The 22,819-nt window shown below is 45.4% G+C and carries 10 protein-coding genes, 20 tRNA genes and 6 rRNA genes; 1 reads left to right on the top strand and 35 read right to left on the bottom strand.

The annotated features are described in order from the left end of the window. Window positions 1-56: 56 nt before the first annotated feature. The 32 genes from LG336_RS11000 to LG336_RS10845 form a co-directional block, all read right to left on the bottom strand. Window positions 57-791 carry a polysaccharide deacetylase family protein gene (locus LG336_RS11000; protein ID WP_404332567.1) on the bottom strand — a complete coding sequence of 245 codons (735 nt, stop codon included), beginning with the start codon at window positions 789-791 and terminating at the stop codon, window positions 57-59. 190 nt (window positions 792-981) lie between these two features. After that, window positions 982-1,097: ribosomal RNA gene (rrf, locus tag LG336_RS10995) — 5S ribosomal RNA — on the bottom strand. Window positions 1,098-1,224: 127 nt separating this feature from the next. Next, window positions 1,225-4,161, bottom strand: a 23S ribosomal RNA gene (locus tag LG336_RS10990). 252 nt (window positions 4,162-4,413) lie between these two features. Continuing rightward, window positions 4,414-5,966: ribosomal RNA gene (locus LG336_RS10985) — 16S ribosomal RNA — on the bottom strand. Together the 16S, 23S and 5S rRNA genes with 20 tRNA genes alongside form the textbook arrangement of a ribosomal RNA operon. A gap of 206 nt (window positions 5,967-6,172) precedes the next feature. Then, window positions 6,173-6,247, bottom strand: a tRNA-Asn gene (locus LG336_RS10980). Window positions 6,248-6,265: 18 nt separating this feature from the next. Then, a tRNA-Ile gene (locus tag LG336_RS10975) sits at window positions 6,266-6,342 on the bottom strand. 12 nt (window positions 6,343-6,354) lie between these two features. Continuing rightward, window positions 6,355-6,428: transfer RNA gene (locus LG336_RS10970), tRNA-Gly, on the bottom strand. An 18-nt stretch (window positions 6,429-6,446) separates the two neighbouring features. Then, window positions 6,447-6,522, bottom strand: a tRNA-His gene (locus LG336_RS10965). A 24-nt stretch (window positions 6,523-6,546) separates the two neighbouring features. Next, window positions 6,547-6,630 (bottom strand) — tRNA-Tyr (locus tag LG336_RS10960). 9 nt (window positions 6,631-6,639) lie between these two features. Continuing rightward, window positions 6,640-6,712, bottom strand: a tRNA-Phe gene (locus LG336_RS10955). A 25-nt stretch (window positions 6,713-6,737) separates the two neighbouring features. Then, window positions 6,738-6,814: transfer RNA gene (locus tag LG336_RS10950), tRNA-Asp, on the bottom strand. A gap of 22 nt (window positions 6,815-6,836) precedes the next feature. Then, window positions 6,837-6,913: transfer RNA gene (locus LG336_RS10945), tRNA-Met, on the bottom strand. A 161-nt stretch (window positions 6,914-7,074) separates the two neighbouring features. Beyond that, window positions 7,075-7,167, bottom strand: a tRNA-Ser gene (locus LG336_RS10940). A 10-nt stretch (window positions 7,168-7,177) separates the two neighbouring features. Beyond that, window positions 7,178-7,251 (bottom strand) — tRNA-Met (locus tag LG336_RS10935). Window positions 7,252-7,271: 20 nt separating this feature from the next. Further along, window positions 7,272-7,347: transfer RNA gene (locus LG336_RS10930), tRNA-Ala, on the bottom strand. Window positions 7,348-7,361: 14 nt separating this feature from the next. Next, window positions 7,362-7,438: transfer RNA gene (locus tag LG336_RS10925), tRNA-Pro, on the bottom strand. Between the two features lie 6 nt (window positions 7,439-7,444). Beyond that, window positions 7,445-7,521: transfer RNA gene (locus LG336_RS10920), tRNA-Arg, on the bottom strand. 31 nt (window positions 7,522-7,552) lie between these two features. Beyond that, a tRNA-Leu gene (locus tag LG336_RS10915) sits at window positions 7,553-7,641 on the bottom strand. A gap of 7 nt (window positions 7,642-7,648) precedes the next feature. Then, window positions 7,649-7,723: transfer RNA gene (locus tag LG336_RS10910), tRNA-Gly, on the bottom strand. A gap of 27 nt (window positions 7,724-7,750) precedes the next feature. Continuing rightward, window positions 7,751-7,835, bottom strand: a tRNA-Leu gene (locus tag LG336_RS10905). A 38-nt stretch (window positions 7,836-7,873) separates the two neighbouring features. Continuing rightward, window positions 7,874-7,946, bottom strand: a tRNA-Lys gene (locus LG336_RS10900). Between the two features lie 172 nt (window positions 7,947-8,118). After that, window positions 8,119-8,194 (bottom strand) — tRNA-Thr (locus LG336_RS10895). Window positions 8,195-8,230: 36 nt separating this feature from the next. Next, window positions 8,231-8,306, bottom strand: a tRNA-Val gene (locus LG336_RS10890). Window positions 8,307-8,375: 69 nt separating this feature from the next. Then, window positions 8,376-8,450, bottom strand: a tRNA-Glu gene (locus LG336_RS10885). A 36-nt stretch (window positions 8,451-8,486) separates the two neighbouring features. Then, window positions 8,487-8,602: ribosomal RNA gene (rrf, locus tag LG336_RS10880) — 5S ribosomal RNA — on the bottom strand. A gap of 129 nt (window positions 8,603-8,731) precedes the next feature. Next, window positions 8,732-11,669 (bottom strand): 23S ribosomal RNA (locus LG336_RS10875). Window positions 11,670-11,921: 252 nt separating this feature from the next. Beyond that, window positions 11,922-13,474, bottom strand: a 16S ribosomal RNA gene (locus tag LG336_RS10870). A gap of 525 nt (window positions 13,475-13,999) precedes the next feature. Beyond that, a complete protein-coding gene (locus LG336_RS10865; protein WP_404332566.1) occupies window positions 14,000-15,553 on the bottom strand; it encodes a class I adenylate-forming enzyme family protein in 1,554 nt (517 codons plus the stop codon). Window positions 15,554-15,614: 61 nt separating this feature from the next. Beyond that, window positions 15,615-16,940, bottom strand: a complete 1,326-nt coding sequence (locus LG336_RS10860; protein ID WP_404332565.1) for a TRAP transporter large permease subunit — start codon at window positions 16,938-16,940, stop codon at window positions 15,615-15,617. Further along, a complete protein-coding gene (locus LG336_RS10855) occupies window positions 16,941-17,447 on the bottom strand; it encodes a TRAP transporter small permease subunit (RefSeq protein WP_404332564.1) in 507 nt (168 codons plus the stop codon). A 91-nt stretch (window positions 17,448-17,538) separates the two neighbouring features. Next, window positions 17,539-18,636 (bottom strand): TRAP transporter substrate-binding protein, encoded by a 1,098-nt coding sequence (locus tag LG336_RS10850; RefSeq protein WP_404332563.1) that lies wholly within the window; start codon window positions 18,634-18,636, stop codon window positions 17,539-17,541. A gap of 351 nt (window positions 18,637-18,987) precedes the next feature. Beyond that, the gene (locus tag LG336_RS10845) at window positions 18,988-19,656 is read right to left on the bottom strand and encodes a TetR/AcrR family transcriptional regulator (protein WP_404332562.1); all 669 of its coding nucleotides are present in this window, start codon (window positions 19,654-19,656) and stop codon (window positions 18,988-18,990) included. Window positions 19,657-19,864: 208 nt separating this feature from the next. On the opposite strand from LG336_RS10845, the gene LG336_RS10840 reads away from it, so the two are divergent. Continuing rightward, complete coding sequence (locus tag LG336_RS10840; RefSeq protein ID WP_404332561.1) at window positions 19,865-20,113, top strand: DUF2187 family protein; 249 nt, start codon at window positions 19,865-19,867, stop codon at window positions 20,111-20,113. A gap of 140 nt (window positions 20,114-20,253) precedes the next feature. Here the strand turns inward: LG336_RS10840 and LG336_RS10835 are convergent, their stop codons facing one another. The 3 genes from LG336_RS10835 to sat are packed head-to-tail and all read right to left on the bottom strand — an operon-like array spanning window position 20,254 to window position 22,809. Further along, the gene (locus LG336_RS10835) at window positions 20,254-20,988 is read right to left on the bottom strand and encodes a sirohydrochlorin chelatase (protein WP_404332560.1); all 735 of its coding nucleotides are present in this window, start codon (window positions 20,986-20,988) and stop codon (window positions 20,254-20,256) included. Window positions 20,989-21,048: 60 nt separating this feature from the next. Further along, window positions 21,049-21,648: an adenylyl-sulfate kinase gene (gene cysC / locus LG336_RS10830; RefSeq protein ID WP_404332559.1), complete on the bottom strand. Its 600-nt coding sequence runs from the start codon at window positions 21,646-21,648 to the stop codon at window positions 21,049-21,051. A gap of 12 nt (window positions 21,649-21,660) precedes the next feature. After that, window positions 21,661-22,809 (bottom strand): sulfate adenylyltransferase, encoded by a 1,149-nt coding sequence (gene sat / locus LG336_RS10825; RefSeq protein ID WP_404332558.1) that lies wholly within the window; start codon window positions 22,807-22,809, stop codon window positions 21,661-21,663. Window positions 22,810-22,819 lie beyond the last annotated feature (10 nt).

The raw sequence follows: 22,819 nt of genomic DNA, 5'->3' as shown, positions 1-22,819 counted from the left end.
GAAATATCAAAAAGAATGAATTCATTATGAACTCATTCTCTTCTTTAACAAATTATTTAATCTCCCTCAACAATCTTAGCAAACTCATCAAGGCTTGTTGAATGCTTGATATAAATTCTTGGTAAGAGGAGTGGTTCATTCTCAATCCCCTCCTCTGAATACTTCGCAGGAGTTGTCGTAAGCCCGAAGGTGTAATACTTCTTAGTTTCATCTACAACCTTGTCATTAAAGTTTCCATATGGATAAGAAAGGGCAATAACAGGTTGACCGGTTATTTGAGAGATTTTATCTCTTGAACCTTTTAGTTCGTAAACGTAATCAGTAATTTTTGTTAAATCCGGATGCGTTGCGGTATGAGACTGGATAGAGAATAAACCAGAGTTCACCATAGCTCGTAAATCATCGTTCGATAAGCGGTTCGGGCGATTAATAAAATCGGATATCACAAAAATTGTTCCCACTGGCTTAAAATTACTCGTCTGTAGTTTTTCAAAGATCTGTAACGCATTAAGATTATTTTTATAGCCGTCATCAAAGGTTATAAAAATGGGTTTGTTTACTTGATGGATGTTTTGCCATTGCTCAAACGTTAAAGGGGTAAACCCACTTTTTCGTAGATAGTCAATTTGCTCCTCAAAATTTTTGGGAGTTACAAATAACTCTTTTGAACCTTGACCAGTGTATTCGGCAATTGAATGATAAACTAAAATCGGAATTTCTTGTTGAGCAAAAATTGAAAGTGGAGAAAAAAAGAAAAATATACTTGAAATGATTAGAATAAACCTTTTCATCGTAAGCCCTCACTTTAACAAGTAGAGATTATTCATTTATCCTATAATGTGCAAATCGTACAAATATATGTTTCCTATCTTGATTTTTACATTATCGTTAGATTAAAGGTTAATTAAGAAAGAATTCGATTCACAACAAAAAGGAGGGAAAACAAAAAGCAGCTGAATATATCAGCTGCTTTTTCATTGTGCCTGGCAACGTCCTACTCTCACAGGGGGAAGCCCCCAACTACCATCGGCGCTGAGAAGCTTAACTTCCGTGTTCGGCATGGGAACGGGTGTGACCTTCTCGCTATCGCCACCAGACTATTTAATTAAGGAATAGATATTTTGCTGACGCAAAATCTTTGTTCCCTCAAAACTAGATAATGTGTAAGAAGTAAAAGTAAAGATTTGTATCAAAGTTTTTCGTATTGCGAAAATAACTTTCATTTTGGTTAAGTCCTCGATCGATTAGTATCAGTCAGCTCCACACGTCACCGCGCTTCCACCTCTGACCTATCAACCTGATCATCTTTCAGGGATCTTACTAGCTTGACGCTATGGGAAATCTCATCTTGAGGGGGGCTTCATGCTTAGATGCTTTCAGCACTTATCCCGTCCGCACATAGCTACCCAGCGATGCCTTTGGCAAGACAACTGGTACACCAGCGGTGCGTCCATCCCGGTCCTCTCGTACTAAGGACAGCTCCTCTCAAATTTCCTGCGCCCACGACGGATAGGGACCGAACTGTCTCACGACGTTCTGAACCCAGCTCGCGTACCGCTTTAATGGGCGAACAGCCCAACCCTTGGGACCGACTACAGCCCCAGGATGCGATGAGCCGACATCGAGGTGCCAAACCTCCCCGTCGATGTGGACTCTTGGGGGAGATAAGCCTGTTATCCCCGGGGTAGCTTTTATCCGTTGAGCGATGGCCCTTCCATGCGGAACCACCGGATCACTAAGCCCGACTTTCGTCCCTGCTCGACTTGTAGGTCTCGCAGTCAAGCTCCCTTGTGCCTTTACACTCTGCGAATGATTTCCAACCATTCTGAGGGAACCTTTGGGCGCCTCCGTTACATTTTAGGAGGCGACCGCCCCAGTCAAACTGCCCACCTGACACTGTCTCCCACCCCGATCAGGGGTGCGGGTTAGAATTTCAATACAGCCAGGGTAGTATCCCACCGACGCCTCCACCGAAGCTGGCGCTCCGGCTTCCAAGGCTCCTACCTATCCTGTACAAGCTGTACCAAAATTCAATATCAGGCTGCAGTAAAGCTCCACGGGGTCTTTCCGTCCTGTCGCGGGTAACCTGCATCTTCACAGGTACTATAATTTCACCGAGTCTCTCGTTGAGACAGTGCCCAGATCGTTACGCCTTTCGTGCGGGTCGGAACTTACCCGACAAGGAATTTCGCTACCTTAGGACCGTTATAGTTACGGCCGCCGTTTACTGGGGCTTCGATTCAAAGCTTCGCGTGAGCTAACCTCTCCTCTTAACCTTCCAGCACCGGGCAGGCGTCAGCCCCTATACTTCGCCTTGCGGCTTCGCAGAGACCTGTGTTTTTGCTAAACAGTCGCCTGGGCCTATTCACTGCGGCTTTTCAAGGCTTTAACACCCTAAAAAGCACCCCTTCTCCCGAAGTTACGGGGTCATTTTGCCGAGTTCCTTAACGAGAGTTCTCTCGCTCACCTTAGGATTCTCTCCTCGCCTACCTGTGTCGGTTTGCGGTACGGGCACCTTTTATCTCGCTAGAGGCTTTTCTTGGCAGTGTGGAATCAGGAACTTCGGTACTATATTTCCCTCGCTATCACAGCTCAGCCTTCAGGGTAACGGGATTTGCCTCGTTACCAGCCTAACTGCTTAGACGCACATATCCAACAGTGCGCTTACCCTATCCTCCTGCGTCCCCCCATTGCTCAAACGATAAAGAGGTGGTACAGGAATATCAACCTGTTGTCCATCGCCTACGCCTTTCGGCCTCGGCTTAGGTCCCGACTAACCCTGAGAGGACGAGCCTTCCTCAGGAAACCTTAGGCATACGGTGGATGGGATTCTCACCCATCTTTCGCTACTCATACCGGCATTCTCACTTCTAAGCGCTCCACCAGTCCTTACGGTCTAGCTTCAACGCCCTTAGAACGCTCTCCTACCGCGGACATCGTAAGATGTCCACCCACAGCTTCGGTGATACGTTTAGCCCCGGTACATTTTCGGCGCAGAGTCACTCGACCAGTGAGCTATTACGCACTCTTTAAATGGTGGCTGCTTCTAAGCCAACATCCTGGTTGTCTAAGCAACTCCACATCCTTTTCCACTTAACGTATACTTTGGGACCTTAGCTGGTGGTCTGGGCTGTTTCCCTCTTGACTACGGATCTTATCACTCGCAGTCTGACTCCCACGGATAAGTCATTGGCATTCGGAGTTTGTCTGAATTCGGTAACCCGATGAGGGCCCCTAGTCCAAACAGTGCTCTACCTCCAAGACTCTCACTTCGTGAGGCTAGCCCTAAAGCTATTTCGGAGAGAACCAGCTATCTCCAGGTTCGATTGGAATTTCTCCGCTACCCACACCTCATCCCCGCACTTTTCAACGTGCGTGGGTTCGGGCCTCCAGTAGGTGTTACCCTACCTTCACCCTGGACATGGGTAGATCACCTGGTTTCGGGTCTACAACCACATACTTATTCGCCCTATTCAGACTCGCTTTCGCTGCGGCTCCGTCTTCTCGACTTAACCTTGCATGTAATCGTAACTCGCCGGTTCATTCTACAAAAGGCACGCCATCACTCATTAATGAGCTCTGACTACTTGTAGGCACACGGTTTCAGGATCTCTTTCACTCCCCTTCCGGGGTGCTTTTCACCTTTCCCTCACGGTACTGGTTCACTATCGGTCACTAGGGAGTATTTAGCCTTGGGAGATGGTCCTCCCAGCTTCCGACGGGATTTCACGTGTCCCGCCGTACTCAGGATCCACTCAGGAGGGAACGAAGTTTCAACTACAGGGTTTTTACCTTCTCTGACGGGCCTTTCCAGACCACTTCATTTACCCCGTTCCTTTGTAACTCCATGTTGAGTGTCCTACAACCCCAGAAGGCAAGCCTTCTGGTTTGGGCTAATCCCGTTTCGCTCGCCGCTACTCAGGGAATCGCATTTGCTTTCTCTTCCTCCGGGTACTTAGATGTTTCAGTTCCCCGGGTCTGCCTTCAATACCCTATGGATTCAGGTAAAGATACTGTTCCATTACGAACAGTGGGTTTCCCCATTCGGAAATCTCCGGATCAAAGCTTACTTACAGCTCCCCGAAGCATATCGGTGTTAGTCCCGTCCTTCATCGGCTCCTAGTGCCAAGGCATCCACCGTGCGCCCTTTCTAACTTAACCTATGGACGAATTTATTCGTCTCTATAAGACAATCATGTCTTTGGTTTCTCTTTTTATTAAAAGAGAGAAAAATTAAAAAAGCGATACAAATGTGTGTTTTACTTTTGCCTTCTTACTTACGATTATCTAGTTTTCAAGGAACAAATTAAAAAGCTTTGAGAGAATTGCACTCTCAAAACTAAACAAACAAGCAGTCAAACATTACGAATCGAAAGATTCGCATTCCGAATGCCCTTACGGCATTATCCTTAGAAAGGAGGTGATCCAGCCGCACCTTCCGATACGGCTACCTTGTTACGACTTCACCCCAATCATCTGTCCCACCTTAGGCGGCTGGCTCACTAAAAGTGTTACCCCACCGACTTCGGGTGTTACAAACTCTCGTGGTGTGACGGGCGGTGTGTACAAGGCCCGGGAACGTATTCACCGCGGCATGCTGATCCGCGATTACTAGCGATTCCGGCTTCATGCAGGCGAGTTGCAGCCTGCAATCCGAACTGAGAATAGATTTATGGGATTTGCTTGACCTCGCGGCTTCGCTGCCCTTTGTTCTATCCATTGTAGCACGTGTGTAGCCCAGGTCATAAGGGGCATGATGATTTGACGTCATCCCCACCTTCCTCCGGTTTGTCACCGGCAGTCTCCTTAGAGTGCCCAACTGAATGCTGGCAACTAAGGACAAGGGTTGCGCTCGTTGCGGGACTTAACCCAACATCTCACGACACGAGCTGACGACAACCATGCACCACCTGTCACTCTGTCCCCCGAAGGGGAACGCTCTGTCTCCAGAGTTGTCAGAGGATGTCAAGACCTGGTAAGGTTCTTCGCGTTGCTTCGAATTAAACCACATGCTCCACCGCTTGTGCGGGCCCCCGTCAATTCCTTTGAGTTTCAGCCTTGCGGCCGTACTCCCCAGGCGGAGTGCTTAATGCGTTTGCTGCAGCACTAAAGGGCGGAAACCCTCTAACACTTAGCACTCATCGTTTACGGCGTGGACTACCAGGGTATCTAATCCTGTTCGCTCCCCACGCTTTCGCGCCTCAGCGTCAGTTACAGACCAGAGAGTCGCCTTCGCCACTGGTGTTCCTCCACATCTCTACGCATTTCACCGCTACACGTGGAATTCCACTCTCCTCTTCTGCACTCAAGTCCCCCAGTTTCCAATGACCCTCCACGGTTGAGCCGTGGGCTTTCACATCAGACTTAAAGGACCGCCTGCGCGCGCTTTACGCCCAATAATTCCGGACAACGCTTGCCACCTACGTATTACCGCGGCTGCTGGCACGTAGTTAGCCGTGGCTTTCTGGTTAGGTACCGTCAAGGTACCGGCAGTTACTCCGGTACTTGTTCTTCCCTAACAACAGAGCTTTACGACCCGAAGGCCTTCATCGCTCACGCGGCGTTGCTCCGTCAGACTTTCGTCCATTGCGGAAGATTCCCTACTGCTGCCTCCCGTAGGAGTCTGGGCCGTGTCTCAGTCCCAGTGTGGCCGATCACCCTCTCAGGTCGGCTACGCATCGTGGCCTTGGTGAGCCGTTACCTCACCAACTAGCTAATGCGCCGCGGGCCCATCTGTAAGTGACAGCCGAAACCGTCTTTCAGCATTCCCTCATGAGAGAGAATGAATTATCCGGTATTAGCCCCGGTTTCCCGGAGTTATCCCAGTCTTACAGGCAGGTTGCCCACGTGTTACTCACCCGTCCGCCGCTAATCTTTGGGAGCAAGCTCCCAAAGATCCGCTCGACTTGCATGTATTAGGCACGCCGCCAGCGTTCGTCCTGAGCCAGGATCAAACTCTCCAATAAAGAGTGATTAGCTCATAAAATAAAACGTTGGCTCATGCTTTTCTATATTAATAGAAGAAACATGATAAATATTGTTTGTTGACGCTTGTTTGTTTAGTTTTCAAAGAACAATCTTTTTCTTGTGTCTCAGAAGCCACTTTATTATAATATCGTATTATAATTGACATATCAATTATAATTTTTTTCCAGCAATAAAGAATGTATACTGGCTCCGCAGGTAGGATTCGAACCTACGACCGTTCGGTTAACAGCCGAATGCTCTACCACTGAGCTACTGCGGAAAATCTAAAATAACAAAATGGTGGGCCTAAGTGGACTCGAACCACCGACCTCACGCTTATCAGGCGTGCGCTCTAACCAGCTGAGCTATAGGCCCATAACATAATAATGGAGCGGGTGATGGGAATCGAACCCACTACATCAGCTTGGAAGGCTGAGGTTTTACCAGTAAACTACACCCGCACTAATTTTTAATATCTATGGGGCGATTGATGGGAATCGAACCCACGAGTGTCGGAACCACAATCCGATGCGTTAACCACTTCGCCACAACCGCCATAATCATTTTATTAGTTATTAATGGTGGAGGGGGACGGATTCGAACCGCCGAACCCGAAGGAGCGGATTTACAGTCCGCCGCGTTTAGCCACTTCGCTACCCCTCCGCATAAAGGTGGCTCAGGACGGAATCGAACCGCCGACACATGGATTTTCAGTCCATTGCTCTACCGACTGAGCTACTGAGCCTTAATATCATACAAATAATTATAAATGGCGGTCCGGACGGGACTCGAACCCGCGACCTCCTGCGTGACAGGCAGGCATTCTAACCAACTGAACTACCGGACCATTTTAAAGTTTACAAAAAAATTGGTTGCGGGGGCAGGATTTGAACCTGCGACCTTCGGGTTATGAGCCCGACGAGCTACCGGACTGCTCCACCCCGCGATAATAATATATAAGATTATTTTACTATGCTCATAGTGAGCAATGACTGTCCCGATTTCAGAAAGCCTATTCAAGATGCAGCTCAATCGGTACAACTCGCAGAATATTCGATGAAGTAACGCTCGTTGCTCCACCCCGCGATAATAGTATAGATGAAATAATGGAGGAGGAAAGGGGATTCGAACCCCTGCGCGGTTTGACCCGCCTGTCGGTTTTCAAGACCGATCCCTTCAGCCGGACTTGGGTATTCCTCCAAAAATGCAATAGCGGCGGAGGGAGTCGAACCCACGACCTTTCGGGTATGAACCGAATGCTCTAGCCAGCTGAGCTACACCGCCATATTTTCTTCATTATTTGTTGGTGGAGCCTAGCGGGATCGAACCGCTGACCTCCTGCGTGCAAAGCAGGCGCTCTCCCAGCTGAGCTAAGGCCCCACTACATTATAGGATGGTCGGGAAGACAGGATTCGAACCTACGACCCCTTGGTCCCAAACCAAGTGCTCTACCAAGCTGAGCTACTTCCCGTCATAATGGCGCGCCCGAGAGGAGTCGAACCCCTAACCTTTTGATCCGTAGTCAAACGCTCTATCCAATTGAGCTACGGGCGCATTTTAATAGTTATTTTCATAAAAACAATTATGGTGCCGAGGACCGGAATCGAACCGGTACGGTAGTCACCTACCGCAGGATTTTAAGTCCTGTGCGTCTGCCAGTTCCGCCACCCCGGCAAATTAATGGAGCGGAAGACGGGATTCGAACCCGCGACCCCAACCTTGGCAAGGTTGTATTCTACCACTGAACTACTTCCGCAAATATTAACTTCATTAAGTAAAGACTTGGTGCGGGTGAAGGGAGTCGAACCCCCACGCCTTGCGGCGCTAGATCCTAAGTCTAGTGCGTCTGCCAATTCCGCCACACCCGCATATTGAAAGTTATTTTCCCAGGGGAGAAAAACTTTTATGAGCCATGAAGGACTCGAACCTTCGACCCTCTGATTAAAAGTCAGATGCTCTACCAACTGAGCTAATGGCTCTAAATGATTAATAGTACATGGAACTGCCCAAAAGTTTTCACTGGTAACGCATCTACGATGCTCGAAAGACCTTACGGTCTTCCTCGCAGATTGCCTAAGAAGCAATTCAGCGAAGTGAGCAATCTGCTCTACCAACTGAGCTAGTGGCTCTTCAAATTTGTTCATTGAAAAGTGGTGCCGGCCAGAGGACTTGAACCCCCAACCTACTGATTACAAGTCAGTTGCTCTACCAATTGAGCTAGGCCGGCAAGTCTTGATGGTTATTTCACTTAGTGAAAAAATCATGGTGGAGGATGACGGGATCGAACCGCCGACCCTCTGCTTGTAAGGCAGATGCTCTCCCAGCTGAGCTAATCCTCCGAAATAATGTAAATGGTTTTGACTTGTTTAATAATAAGGAAAGTTATTTTCTCTATCGAGAAAAAACTATGGTGACCCCTACGGGATTCGAACCCGTGTTACCGCCGTGAAAGGGCGGTGTCTTAACCGCTTGACCAAGGGGCCATATTTATTAATTAATCTATGAGCCTTTTCAGGCTAGCCTGGCAACGTCCTACTCTCACAGGGGGACCCCCCCAACTACCATCGGCGCTGGGAAGCTTAACTTCCGTGTTCGGCATGGGAACGGGTGTGACCTTCTCGCTATCGCCACCAGACTATTTAATTAAGGAATAGATATTTTGCTGACGCAAAAATCTTTGTTCCCTCAAAACTAGATAATGTGTAAGAAGTAAAAGTAAAGATTTGTATCAAAGTTTTTTCGCATTGCGAAAATAACTTTCATTTTGGTTAAGTCCTCGATCGATTAGTATCAGTCAGCTCCACACGTCACCGCGCTTCCACCTCTGACCTATCAACCTGATCATCTTTCAGGGATCTTACTAGCTTGACGCTATGGGAAATCTCATCTTGAGGGGGGCTTCATGCTTAGATGCTTTCAGCACTTATCCCGTCCGCACATAGCTACCCAGCGATGCCTTTGGCAAGACAACTGGTACACCAGCGGTGCGTCCATCCCGGTCCTCTCGTACTAAGGACAGCTCCTCTCAAATTTCCTGCGCCCACGACGGATAGGGACCGAACTGTCTCACGACGTTCTGAACCCAGCTCGCGTACCGCTTTAATGGGCGAACAGCCCAACCCTTGGGACCGACTACAGCCCCAGGATGCGATGAGCCGACATCGAGGTGCCAAACCTCCCCGTCGATGTGGACTCTTGGGGGAGATAAGCCTGTTATCCCCGGGGTAGCTTTTATCCGTTGAGCGATGGCCCTTCCATGCGGAACCACCGGATCACTAAGCCCGACTTTCGTCCCTGCTCGACTTGTAGGTCTCGCAGTCAAGCTCCCTTGTGCCTTTACACTCTGCGAATGATTTCCAACCATTCTGAGGGAACCTTTGGGCGCCTCCGTTACATTTTAGGAGGCGACCGCCCCAGTCAAACTGCCCACCTGACACTGTCTCCCACCCCGATCAGGGGTGCGGGTTAGAATTTCAATACAGCCAGGGTAGTATCCCACCGACGCCTCCACCGAAGCTGGCGCTCCGGCTTCCAAGGCTCCTACCTATCCTGTACAAGCTGTACCAAAATTCAATATCAGGCTGCAGTAAAGCTCCACGGGGTCTTTCCGTCCTGTCGCGGGTAACCTGCATCTTCACAGGTACTATAATTTCACCGAGTCTCTCGTTGAGACAGTGCCCAGATCGTTACGCCTTTCGTGCGGGTCGGAACTTACCCGACAAGGAATTTCGCTACCTTAGGACCGTTATAGTTACGGCCGCCGTTTACTGGGGCTTCGATTCAAAGCTTCGCGTGAGCTAACCTCTCCTCTTAACCTTCCAGCACCGGGCAGGCGTCAGCCCCTATACTTCGCCTTGCGGCTTCGCAGAGACCTGTGTTTTTGCTAAACAGTCGCCTGGGCCTATTCACTGCGGCTTTTCAAGGCTTTAACACCCTAAAAAGCACCCCTTCTCCCGAAGTTACGGGGTCATTTTGCCGAGTTCCTTAACGAGAGTTCTCTCGCTCACCTTAGGATTCTCTCCTCGCCTACCTGTGTCGGTTTGCGGTACGGGCACCTTTTATCTCGCTAGAGGCTTTTCTTGGCAGTGTGGAATCAGGAACTTCGGTACTATATTTCCCTCGCTATCACAGCTCAGCCTTATGTGGTAACGGGATTTGCCTCGTTACCAGCCTAACTGCTTAGACGCACATATCCAGCAGTGCGCTTACCCTATCCTCCTGCGTCCCCCCATTGCTCAAACGATAAAGAGGTGGTACAGGAATATCAACCTGTTGTCCATCGCCTACGCCTTTCGGCCTCGGCTTAGGTCCCGACTAACCCTGAGAGGACGAGCCTTCCTCAGGAAACCTTAGGCATACGGTGGATGGGATTCTCACCCATCTTTCGCTACTCATACCGGCATTCTCACTTCTAAGCGCTCCACCAGTCCTTACGGTCTAGCTTCAACGCCCTTAGAACGCTCTCCTACCGCGGACATCGTAAGATGTCCACCCACAGCTTCGGTGATACGTTTAGCCCCGGTACATTTTCGGCGCAGAGTCACTCGACCAGTGAGCTATTACGCACTCTTTAAATGGTGGCTGCTTCTAAGCCAACATCCTGGTTGTCTAAGCAACTCCACATCCTTTTCCACTTAACGTATACTTTGGGACCTTAGCTGGTGGTCTGGGCTGTTTCCCTCTTGACTACGGATCTTATCACTCGCAGTCTGACTCCCACGGATAAGTCATTGGCATTCGGAGTTTGTCTGAATTCGGTAACCCGATGAGGGCCCCTAGTCCAAACAGTGCTCTACCTCCAAGACTCTCACTTCGTGAGGCTAGCCCTAAAGCTATTTCGGAGAGAACCAGCTATCTCCAGGTTCGATTGGAATTTCTCCGCTACCCACACCTCATCCCCGCACTTTTCAACGTGCGTGGGTTCGGGCCTCCAGTAGGTGTTACCCTACCTTCACCCTGGACATGGGTAGATCACCTGGTTTCGGGTCTACAACCACATACTTATTCGCCCTATTCAGACTCGCTTTCGCTGCGGCTCCGTCTTCTCGACTTAACCTTGCATGTAATCGTAACTCGCCGGTTCATTCTACAAAAGGCACGCCATCACTCATTAATGAGCTCTGACTACTTGTAGGCACACGGTTTCAGGATCTCTTTCACTCCCCTTCCGGGGTGCTTTTCACCTTTCCCTCACGGTACTGGTTCACTATCGGTCACTAGGGAGTATTTAGCCTTGGGAGATGGTCCTCCCAGCTTCCGACGGGATTTCACGTGTCCCGCCGTACTCAGGATCCACTCAGGAGGGAACGAAGTTTCAACTACAGGGTTTTTACCTTCTCTGACGGGCCTTTCCAGACCACTTCATTTACCCCGTTCCTTTGTAACTCCATGTTGAGTGTCCTACAACCCCAGAAGGCAAGCCTTCTGGTTTGGGCTAATCCCGTTTCGCTCGCCGCTACTCAGGGAATCGCATTTGCTTTCTCTTCCTCCGGGTACTTAGATGTTTCAGTTCCCCGGGTCTGCCTTCAATACCCTATGGATTCAGGTAAAGATACTGTTCCATTACGAACAGTGGGTTTCCCCATTCGGAAATCTCCGGATCAAAGCTTACTTACAGCTCCCCGAAGCATATCGGTGTTAGTCCCGTCCTTCATCGGCTCCTAGTGCCAAGGCATCCACCGTGCGCCCTTTCTAACTTAACCTATGGACGAATTTATTCGTCTCTATAAGACAATCATGTCTTTGGTTTCTCTTTTTATTAAAAGAGAGAAAAATTAAAAAAGCGATACAAATGTGTGTTTTACTTTTGCCTTCTTACTTACGATTATCTAGTTTTCAAGGAACAAATTAAAAAGCTTTGAGAGAATTGCACTCTCAAAACTAAACAAACAAGCAGTCAAACATTACGAATCGAAAGATTCGCATTCCGAATGCCCTTACGGCATTATCCTTAGAAAGGAGGTGATCCAGCCGCACCTTCCGATACGGCTACCTTGTTACGACTTCACCCCAATCATCTGTCCCACCTTAGGCGGCTGGCTCACTAAAAGTGTTACCCCACCGACTTCGGGTGTTACAAACTCTCGTGGTGTGACGGGCGGTGTGTACAAGGCCCGGGAACGTATTCACCGCGGCATGCTGATCCGCGATTACTAGCGATTCCGGCTTCATGCAGGCGAGTTGCAGCCTGCAATCCGAACTGAGAATAGATTTATGGGATTTGCTTGACCTCGCGGCTTCGCTGCCCTTTGTTCTATCCATTGTAGCACGTGTGTAGCCCAGGTCATAAGGGGCATGATGATTTGACGTCATCCCCACCTTCCTCCGGTTTGTCACCGGCAGTCTCCTTAGAGTGCCCAACTGAATGCTGGCAACTAAGGACAAGGGTTGCGCTCGTTGCGGGACTTAACCCAACATCTCACGACACGAGCTGACGACAACCATGCACCACCTGTCACTCTGTCCCCCGAAGGGGAACGCTCTGTCTCCAGAGTTGTCAGAGGATGTCAAGACCTGGTAAGGTTCTTCGCGTTGCTTCGAATTAAACCACATGCTCCACCGCTTGTGCGGGCCCCCGTCAATTCCTTTGAGTTTCAGCCTTGCGGCCGTACTCCCCAGGCGGAGTGCTTAATGCGTTTGCTGCAGCACTAAAGGGCGGAAACCCTCTAACACTTAGCACTCATCGTTTACGGCGTGGACTACCAGGGTATCTAATCCTGTTCGCTCCCCACGCTTTCGCGCCTCAGCGTCAGTTACAGACCAGAGAGTCGCCTTCGCCACTGGTGTTCCTCCACATCTCTACGCATTTCACCGCTACACGTGGAATTCCACTCTCCTCTTCTGCACTCAAGTCCCCCAGTTTCCAATGACCCTCCACGGTTGAGCCGTGGGCTTTCACATCAGACTTAAAGGACCGCCTGCGCGCGCTTTACGCCCAATAATTCCGGACAACGCTTGCCACCTACGTATTACCGCGGCTGCTGGCACGTAGTTAGCCGTGGCTTTCTGGTTAGGTACCGTCAAGGTACCGGCAGTTACTCCGGTACTTGTTCTTCCCTAACAACAGAGCTTTACGACCCGAAGGCCTTCATCGCTCACGCGGCGTTGCTCCGTCAGACTTTCGTCCATTGCGGAAGATTCCCTACTGCTGCCTCCCGTAGGAGTCTGGGCCGTGTCTCAGTCCCAGTGTGGCCGATCACCCTCTCAGGTCGGCTACGCATCGTGGCCTTGGTGAGCCGTTACCTCACCAACTAGCTAATGCGCCGCGGGCCCATCTGTAAGTGACAGCCGAAACCGTCTTTCAACTTGTCCTCATGAGAAGACAAGGATTATCCGGTGTTAGCCCCGGTTTCCCGGAGTTATCCCAGTCTTACAGGCAGGTTGCCCACGTGTTACTCACCCGTCCGCCGCTAATCTTTGGGAGCAAGCTCCCAAAAATCCGCTCGACTTGCATGTATTAGGCACGCCGCCAGCGTTCGTCCTGAGCCAGGATCAAACTCTCCAATAAAGAGTGATTAGCTCATAAAATAAAACGTCGGCTCATGTTTTTCTATATTAATAGAAGAAACATGATAAATATTGTTTGTTGACGCTTGTTTGTTTAGTTTTCAAAGAACAATTACTTCAATTTCGCTCAGAAGCGACATTTATTAATTTAACATATCTATCGTTTAAAGTCAACTTCTTTTAAAAGGTTTTTTAAACGTTTTTTAAATGAAGTTTTTAAGCAATAGTATTTTCGTTGTTTTGAGGTCTTTGTTTATGACGACGTTTATTAATATACCTCATACCCAATATCCCGTCAACACTTTATTTAAAGAATTCTATCTTTGCCTATATGCCATTTTATTGGCTAAGAAATCAGCTGAATTAGAATAACATCTTCAGATACAATTGACAATAGAAGTTTTTCTTTCGCTACTTTCTTTCCTAAAAAAATACTGCCTTATCCCCTATAGCTTTTTACCTACCAGAAAGAGGATAAAGACAGTCCTATTTTATCATTTAATTAAAACCCTGCTAGCAAATTAGACTATACCTTTTCCTTATATTCTTCTCGTAGTTTATATTTTTGAATTTTCCCCGAAGCAGTCCTCGGGATATGGTCCACAAAGTAGACCTTCTTGGGCTTTTTATAACTCGCTAGGTGTTCCTTGCAATAGTGAACCACATCATGTTCCGTAATGTTACTATTTTCTTTTATTATAATAACGGCACATACCGCCTCTATATATTTTGGATCTGGAATCCCGATGACAGCTACATCCGAAATGTCCGGGTGATGCATAAGAACATTTTCTATTTCTGCTGCATAGATATTTTCGCCGCCACTACGAATCATATCCTTTTTACGTCCAGAAACGATTAAAAATCCGTCCTCATCTATTTTGCCTAAATCCCCGGTTAAACACCATCCATCTACAAATGTTACTGCATTTGCATCAGGGCGATTCCAATAACCCGTACAAACCACCGGGCTCTTAATACAGATTTCACCCACTTCTCCGTGCGGAACATCTTGCCCTTGTTCATTGACTACCTTCACTTCAGCCATTGGTAAAGGTTTCCCGACAGTATGCCCTTTTTCCTTTGCATCTTTTCCATCCAAAGACGTCCCAATTGGGGTTCCTTCTGTTAGCCCGTAAACTTGAACAAGACCCATTTGTGAATAACGCTTTTGTAGTTGGTCAATTGCCCACGGGCGGACTGGATCACCTCCTGAATAAATCGTCTGAAGATGTTTGAGTGGATAATCATGTTCAGTTGTCTTATGGAGCATTTCATAAATCATAAATGGAAAAAACATTATATCTGTAGCTTTTTCTTGCTCTGCAATTCCTAGTGCATGCTCAATACGAAAGTCCCCGCTCTTCATGATAATAATGGTTCCTCCTGCGAGCAACGTTGGCAATGCAAAATCCTCCATGGCACCAACATGATAAAGCGGTCCTGTTGTCATAACAATTGTCTTGTCATGTATTCCCCATTTCATGATTTGCATGGAACAAAACCACAGAGTATTGCTATGAGACCACATCGCCCCTTTTGGTCTTCCTGTAGTACCTGAGGTATACATCAACATAACAGGGTCAGTGATGTCTATACTTGCGTTCAATTCTAGTTTGGTACTTCCCCTATTTAGCACATCCCATCCCAATGCCCATTCTGGTCCTGGCACTTCTTCATAATCTAATGAAATATATTCCTCAACGCTCACTTCATCTTTTATTGGGTGCAGTACATTCTTTAAAGATGAATGAAAACAAAGAATTTTCGTCCCTGAGTCGTTTAAGAGAAACCGAAACTCTTCACTAGATAGCCTGAAGTTTAATCTCACTGCAATCGCTCCTAACTTTGCAATAGCAAAATAAAGCGCCCAGTATTCTAATGAATTGTATAACAGAATCCCAACTCGATCTCCCTTTTTAACTCCTAGTTCGATAAGTGAGTTACAATACCGATTGGAAACCTCATCAAGTTTTCGATAGGTCCATCTTTGTTCTGTGTCAAATATCAGAGCAACTTTATCTGGATCAATCGTTCGACTAGCACCAGTTAGTCGGTCTAACATATGCGCTACATTCATTCTCCCACTCACTCCTTTCAATCGAAAACACTTATTTTAGAAGAAAGCAATATTTTTGGACCTAACCAATAATCTTACTCGGCAGCCATAAGATTAGTTCAGGGAATATCGCACAAAGTATTAATACTAATAGCTGTAGACACACAAATGGCCAAGCACCGTTCATTATGTCTTTAGTTTTAACTGTTTTAGGTGCAACTCCTTTTAAATAGAAGAGTGCTGGTGCGAATGGTGGTGTAATAAACGATGTTTGATACATTATACAAATCATCGCAGCGAACCAAATTGGATCAAATCCAAGACCAGTAGCAATTGGTGTGAAAATTGGGACAATAATCAATATCGAAGCGACCCAATCCATCAACAATCCTAGGATAAAAACAACCAAAAGCATTAGCGCTAGTATCATCCATTTATTAAATGGCAATGACGTAAACGCTTGTTCCACAACATCCCCGCCACCTAGGCGCATAAACACACTTACAAAAAAGGTTCCTAAAAATAGAATCGCGTAAATCATACTAGTGGTTTGGAGTGTGTTATATAGCGTCTCTTTTAACACCGTGAATGATAGTTTCCCATAGCAAAGCGCCACAATCATTGCAGCTAAAGAACCGAGTGCAGCTGCTTCCGTTGGCGGAGCTACCCCAAACCATATTGATCCAAGAACGGATAGAATAATTACAGCGATTGGTAAGATATGGAGAATCCCAATCAATTTATCTTTTAATGTGTATTGTGCTAATTCCTCTTCTGGAATAGCAGGTGCCGAATCCGGTTTTACATGGGCCACGATTAAAACGTAACCGATATAGGTTATCCCTAACAATATCCCTGGGATTAAAACCGCATAGAATAACTGTCCAACAGAAATTTGGGCTAAAGGTCCATAGACAATCAGCATGATACTCGGAGGAATTAAAATTCCAAGCGTCCCACCAGAAGTGATAACCCCTGTGGCCAATTTAACATCATACTTTCTTTCTAACATGGCAGGTAAAAAGAGGAGTCCCATCGTGACAACAGTCGCTCCAACTATCCCGGTGCTCGCAGCAAATAATAACGAGATTAATAGAGCAGAAACAGCAAGGCCACCTTTTAATTTACCAAGAAGAATGCTGAGGGAATGAAAAATTTTATGAGCTAAACCGGATTTCTCCATAATATTTCCCATAAAGATGAACAAAGGAACAGCCAACATCGTATAATTTTGCATGGCGGTGAAAGCACTGGTTGTAACTAAATTGATGACTGTTTCACTCCAAAAAAGATAACCAAAGATTAACCCCAAACCACCAAGGATAATAAATAAGTAATATCCAGAGAAAATTCCTACTAATAACCCTGCAATCATCAAAACAAATACTAGGATTGATTGACCATCCATTTAGATCCTCCTCCCTAGCAGTTGATAAATGTTTCGAATAATATCTGCCACTCCTTGTAGAAAGAGGAGAGCTAAGGAGATGGGAATAACCATTCTTAACGGATAAATTAATGGACGCCATGAACCTGTTGCGGCTGTTTCTTCTCTTAAAAAGGCATTAATAGCGGCATCCAAAGAATTACTAAATCCAAAGATGACGAGAGGGAAAAATAAGCACAGACTTAAAACAATATCAAAAATTGCCTTATTTCGTTCTGATAGTTTCTCATAAAAGATATCCACCCGAACATGTTGCCTGTTTTTCAACACCCAGGCCATGCCTAGAAAAGCTGCAGAACCTCCAAGCATATAGCTAATATCATAGGACCAAAAGGTTGGTTTATTAAATAAATGTCGGCTGATTACCTCATACACTAAGGTAAATATTAAAATAAGGATCAACCAACTCGAAATTTTCCCGGCCCATTCTCCCAATGCTTCTAAGAAATGCACAATTTTTTTTATCACCTATACACCACCTTTACATAATCCAATAAAAAGTAAACCAAGCAGTAGTCCACACCTGTGGTTACTGCATGGTTACATAGTTCCTTCTACATTAATATTTTGGTGTCATTAAGTCTTTCCAGTACTTATATTCCACTAAATAGTCTTGTTGAGAATCCCAGATTCGTTTAAATAACTCATCATCAGCGGCACGTTCCTCGTAATACTTATCGATAATCCCTTTTAGTTCCTTTTGCGATTCTTCTTCGAATTCAATAATCTCAATCTTGCCTGCTTCTTCTAGTTTTCGATATTCGTCCATCGCTTCAAAATCTTCCTTTGCAACCATCGCGAACCCTTTCCCCCACATATTCTCTGTTGCAAGACGGACAATTTGCTTTAAGTCCTCTGGAAGCTCATCCCACTTTTCTTGATTAATAATAAAACTGGACACACTAGATGGTTGATGGATGGATGGTGTGATCAGGTACTTTGCAATTTCATGAAAACCCAATGGCAAATTGGATGCAGGACCCGAAAATTCTACCGCATCTACTACTCCACGCTCTAGCGATTGATAAAGCTCCGGACTACTAATGGATACAACAGAAGCCCCTACTCGTTCCAAGATAGCTCCCCAATCACCTACAGCCCTTACCTTAAGTCCTTTAAAATCTTCAAGTGTACGAATGGGAACATTCGAGTGATAAAAAATTTCAGGTGTTCCAGGGCCGGAGTCTAAGACTTTTAAATTGTAACCAGCTTTATCATAAGCCTCTTGCCACAGTTCTCGACCTTCACCAGTCGTAATCCACCCAAGATATTCCTGCTCATTCATCCCCATTGGAACTGAAGCAAATAAAGCAACCTGCGGAATTTTTCCAACCCAATAACCATCCCAACTGTGGATGGCATCCACAGTCCCGTTTTCAACCGCATCTAGTAACTCCGTCGGCGGAACAATCTCTCCTGCTGCATGCATTTCTACTACAAGCCGACCACCAGATGCCTCTGTAATATCGGTGGCAATCTGCTCAGCTAATAATTGAAGTGCAGTACCCTCCGGCCAAGGGGAGTGTGCAACCCATTTAAACGTTTCCTGTGAACCTTTCCCTGAATTCCCTTCAGTTGCTGTCTGTTTATTCAAACAACCAGCTAGTACACCCAATAATAAAACGCTTACAAAAAATGAAATGGACAGTTTTCTCAAACACTTTTCCCCCTTTTAATTAGTAATTTTTATGATGGACTCAGCTATATAAAAGCAAGTTCTGTGCCAATTTTATTTATAAACGCCTATTAAGGGACTAGCGTGCTATAAACATGTAAAAATACAATTCACTCAGTCCAATTTATTATTGGACTTGTAAACAAATCCGAACATTCGCTATATACAACTGTAAAATTTTTTGAACACAAATAACCGTACACTATTTACTGTACGGTTAATTTATCTATGTTTTTCGTTGTAATAGGTACTATCTAGCGTTAAAGAGAATAATATATGATAACAATTAACATTTTCCTTTCGTATAGAAATTTTCTTATGAAAGGATTTACTTTAAAGGTCCTCACCATTTGATACACTAGCTGATTTTAATTTTAATAGAACACCTGGTGGGAATACCATGCGGCAAATTATTTTTGCAATAACAAGATAATCAGGACTAGCCTTAGTCTCTATCTTCATTTTAGGGATGTTTTCAGTTAGAACAATAATCGACCAAGCAACTGACCTTAAGTCTAAATCATTCCAAGTAAATCCTAACTCTTTAGCTTGTTTTAGCCCTTCATATATACTTTCGTGAAGCTTCATTCTAGCTTCAGCAAATACTTCCGTTAATTCCGGATCATGCGGAAGTAGTTCTGGAAGTACCCGATGGAGTCCTAATTTTTCGAGCCGGTTATAATGGCTTTCTAATTGTTCAGCTAAAACCATTTCAGGGTCATTATGATTCAACCAGCTTGGTCTTGGAGGCATGAACCGCTCTAGCTGATCCTTTATAAGCTCCATCAAGAGCTGGCGTTTGTCACAAAAATAACGATAAAAAGTCCCAGTAGCGACATTAGCGTGGGCTGCAATCTCTTTTGCGGTTGTATGTTCGAATCCTTTTTCGATAAACAAGATCCGTCCACTTTCAAGTAGAGCTTGCCTTTTCTGATAGGCACGTTCTTGTTTTGGAACGGAAGGGAATTGTCCAATAAGTTGGTTACTTTCCTGGTCATTCATAAAAAAAATCACCTCAACAATAATATATCACAAAAGTTATATATGAACCAAAGTTCAGTTTCTCTTGACGAAATATGCGTCATATGGAATACTTGAACTATAGTTCATGTTTATCTATTCTTGTTTTTTTACACCCCTCTAACAAAATAGGTAAACATGTACGACCTAAAATTCATGCATCCACATTATGTAAGGAGCGATGAGGAAATTGGAAACTTCAAATGAGTATGTGATGAAACAAAGAGGAATAGCAGAGTGCGGAGACAAAGTCCGTTTTGTTCGAAACGGCAGGATCATTGTTGGTGAAGTAACGATTGTCAGAAATGAAAGCGTTATCGTAAATGTCAGTAAAAATGACGCATTGAAATTAAATATCGAAACCCCCATAACCGTTGTTTCTCATAAAAACTATCAAATTATCGATCAAGGCGCATCCTATTTATCTAGAGTTAAGTGATTGGACAGGTAAATAGAGTTGTTGCATCCACAAATACAAAAAAAGCTTGGGAGTGGCTCTCCAAGCTTTTTTTCTGCCCATTATACAAAGTGTTTTACAAATTCTAGTGAGCAAAGTTTCTATTTGAAATTATTACAAGCCTATTTTTCATCCTTCAAGATTTGCTTGATAAAGAGCTTTTCAATTGCACGATGCTCGGTCAATGGACCAGTGCAATAAATGGTTTCACCACTCCTTTGTCTTGCTCGTACATTCTGTATCACTTCGCTTAATAAAAGGCCCGAAAACAATAAATAGGGAATCACAATCACTTTCCCAGTTGTCCGCTGAGAGACTGTCTCAAGTCCTTCTTCAAAATTAGGACTAGCGGCAGCGAGGTAGCATACCGATACCTTATCTGTTCCTATGCGCCTACCCAATCCATCAGCAATCTCCGCAAAGGCCTTATGTATGCTTGGATCACTACTACCTCTACCAACGATTAGGACAGAGTCCTCCGGTGATATATCCTCTACAACACTTAAAACCAATTCTTCTACAGCATCAAGAATTTCATCTTGAACCCCAAATGGGTCTTTCATTTCCACCTGAATAGCTGGGTAATTCTCTTGTGATTTTAACAGCGCTTCAGGAATATCTTTTTTAATATGGCCAGCAGCCAAAAGGAAGAGAGGCACGACCGTAATCTCGGTCGCCCCTCTTTCGACACATCGTTTAAAGGCTTGGTCAATGAATGGTGGTGTTAACTCAAGAAAACTAATTTCTTGAATTGGGGCATCATCTACCTGATTTATGACCCTTTGTAAAAAGGCCTTCGCCTCTTCGGCCCCCTTCTTCGATCGTGTTCCGTGACCAACATAAAGAATCGCCTTCATATGATATGCCCCTTTCTTCTACAGCTGTAAGTACAGATTAATCGTAACATGATTCCTACATTATATAATATTTTTATCCTGTAAGTAACCTAATACGAGTTGAACAGCATCTTCAACAGATACCTCATTGGAATGAATTGTGATTTCTGGTTGTTCCGGTGCTTCATAGGGAGAATCAATCCCTGTAAAATCCTTGATCTCACCTGCTCTAGCCTTTGCATATAGCTGCTTTGGATCGCGCCGTTCACATTCTTCTAATGGGCAATCAACAAAAACCTCAATGAATTCATTATCCGTAAAGATGGATCTAACCTGATCGCGGTCGGACCGAAACGGGGAAATGAAAGCGGTAGTGACAACTTTACCACTGTCCACAAACAGCTTCGCAACTTCTCCAATTCGGCGGATGTTCTCCGTCCGATCATATTCAGAAAATCCCAAATCCTTATTTAACCCATGGCGGATATTGTCCCCATCTAACACATATTCATTGATTCCCTGTCGAAACAATTCATTGGATACTGCATTTGCAATCGTTGACTTTCCAGAACCTGATAGCCCTGTAAACCACAGAACACAGCTACCATGTCCATTTTGTGCATGCCGATCTTGTTTTGTAATTGTTGCATCATGCCAAGTAATATTGGTTGATTTCCCCATCCTACATTCTCCTTACACAGTTGTTTTTTCGCGCATCCCATCAATCAGCACTTCCACGACTTCTTTTCGGCTGAAAGTGGAAGGTGGTAACTGTCCCGCACGCAATAGTTCTCTAACCTTTGTACCAGAAAGAATCACCCGATCTTCTTTTCCATGCGGGCATGTTTTATCTGATGCCATTCCCTCACATTTCGTGCAATAAAAGCTATGCTCAAAGAATAACGGTTTGATTCCTAGCTCTTCCTCAGTGAAATTGCTGAAAATATATTGAGCATCATATGTGCCATAATAGTTTCCAACTCCAGCATGGTCTCGACCCACGATAAAGTGGGTGCAGCCAAAGTTTTTACGAGCAATCGCATGGAAAATTGCTTCTCTTGGACCAGCATAACGCATCGCCGCAGGATACACGCCTAGCTGAACACGTTCAGTAGGATAATAGTTTTCTAGTAGAACCTTGTAGCTTTTTAAACGAACATCGGCTGGGATATCATCCGACTTTGTCTCACCAACTAGTGGATTTACAAATAGACCATCAACCGTTTCAAGTGCAGCTTTTTGAATATACTCATGGGCACGGTGAATCGGATTTCTCGTTTGGAAGCCAACCACGGTCTTCCAACCTTTCTCTTCAAACAAAGCACGCGTTTCTTTTGGCTCTAGCCAAACGTCTCCGAAAACACCCTTTTCTGGCTTTTTAACAAGAGTCACTTCCCCAGCAACGTAAACAGAACCTCTTTCAAACAAACGCTTTACCCCTGGATGGGCCAGTTCTTCTGTTTTGTAAACCTCACGCGCTTCTTTTGTTAAGTCTGGCTCAAACAATTCAGAGACCTTGATCACTCCATATACATCATTTTCATACTTTAATTTATATTGTTCTCCTACCTCAAGTGTTTCGGCTACCTCTGTTGAAACAGGAAGGGTGACAGGGATGGTCCAAATGGTATTGTCTTTTAAACGCATTTCGCTGACAACTGACTCATAATCTTCTTTCCCAAGGAACCCAGTTAGGGGACTAAATAGACCCACTCCGATTAATTCCAAATCACTTAGAGCAATAGCATCAATTAAAATTTCTTTCTCAATCCCTTCTATGTTATAAGAAGGATCAAAGTTTTGAATAAGCTTTCCACCATGTGGATTAGGTAATAATGACATGTAATAATCA

This window comes from Mesobacillus maritimus (assembly GCF_044803185.1).
Lineage (GTDB): Bacteria > Bacillota > Bacilli > Bacillales > Cytobacillaceae > Mesobacillus_B > Mesobacillus_B maritimus_B.
Note: the sequence above shows the minus strand (reverse complement) of the source record. Positions and strands in the feature narration are given on the sequence as shown.

What these genes read in the sequence shown, in the direction of transcription:
- sat (WP_404332558.1), bottom strand. Translation starts at nt 22,809, where the DNA reads ATGTCATTATTACCTAATCCACATGGTGGAAAGCTTATTCAAAACTTT.
- LG336_RS10865 (WP_404332566.1), bottom strand. Translation starts at nt 15,553, where the DNA reads ATGAATGTAGCGCATATGTTAGACCGACTAACTGGTGCTAGTCGAACG.
- cysC (WP_404332559.1), bottom strand. Translation starts at nt 21,648, where the DNA reads ATGGGGAAATCAACCAATATTACTTGGCATGATGCAACAATTACAAAA.
- LG336_RS10845 (WP_404332562.1), bottom strand. Translation starts at nt 19,656, where the DNA reads ATGAATGACCAGGAAAGTAACCAACTTATTGGACAATTCCCTTCCGTT.
- LG336_RS10835 (WP_404332560.1), bottom strand. Translation starts at nt 20,988, where the DNA reads ATGAAGGCGATTCTTTATGTTGGTCACGGAACACGATCGAAGAAGGGG.
- LG336_RS10860 (WP_404332565.1), bottom strand. Translation starts at nt 16,940, where the DNA reads ATGGATGGTCAATCAATCCTAGTATTTGTTTTGATGATTGCAGGGTTA.
- LG336_RS11000 (WP_404332567.1), bottom strand. Translation starts at nt 791, where the DNA reads ATGAAAAGGTTTATTCTAATCATTTCAAGTATATTTTTCTTTTTTTCT.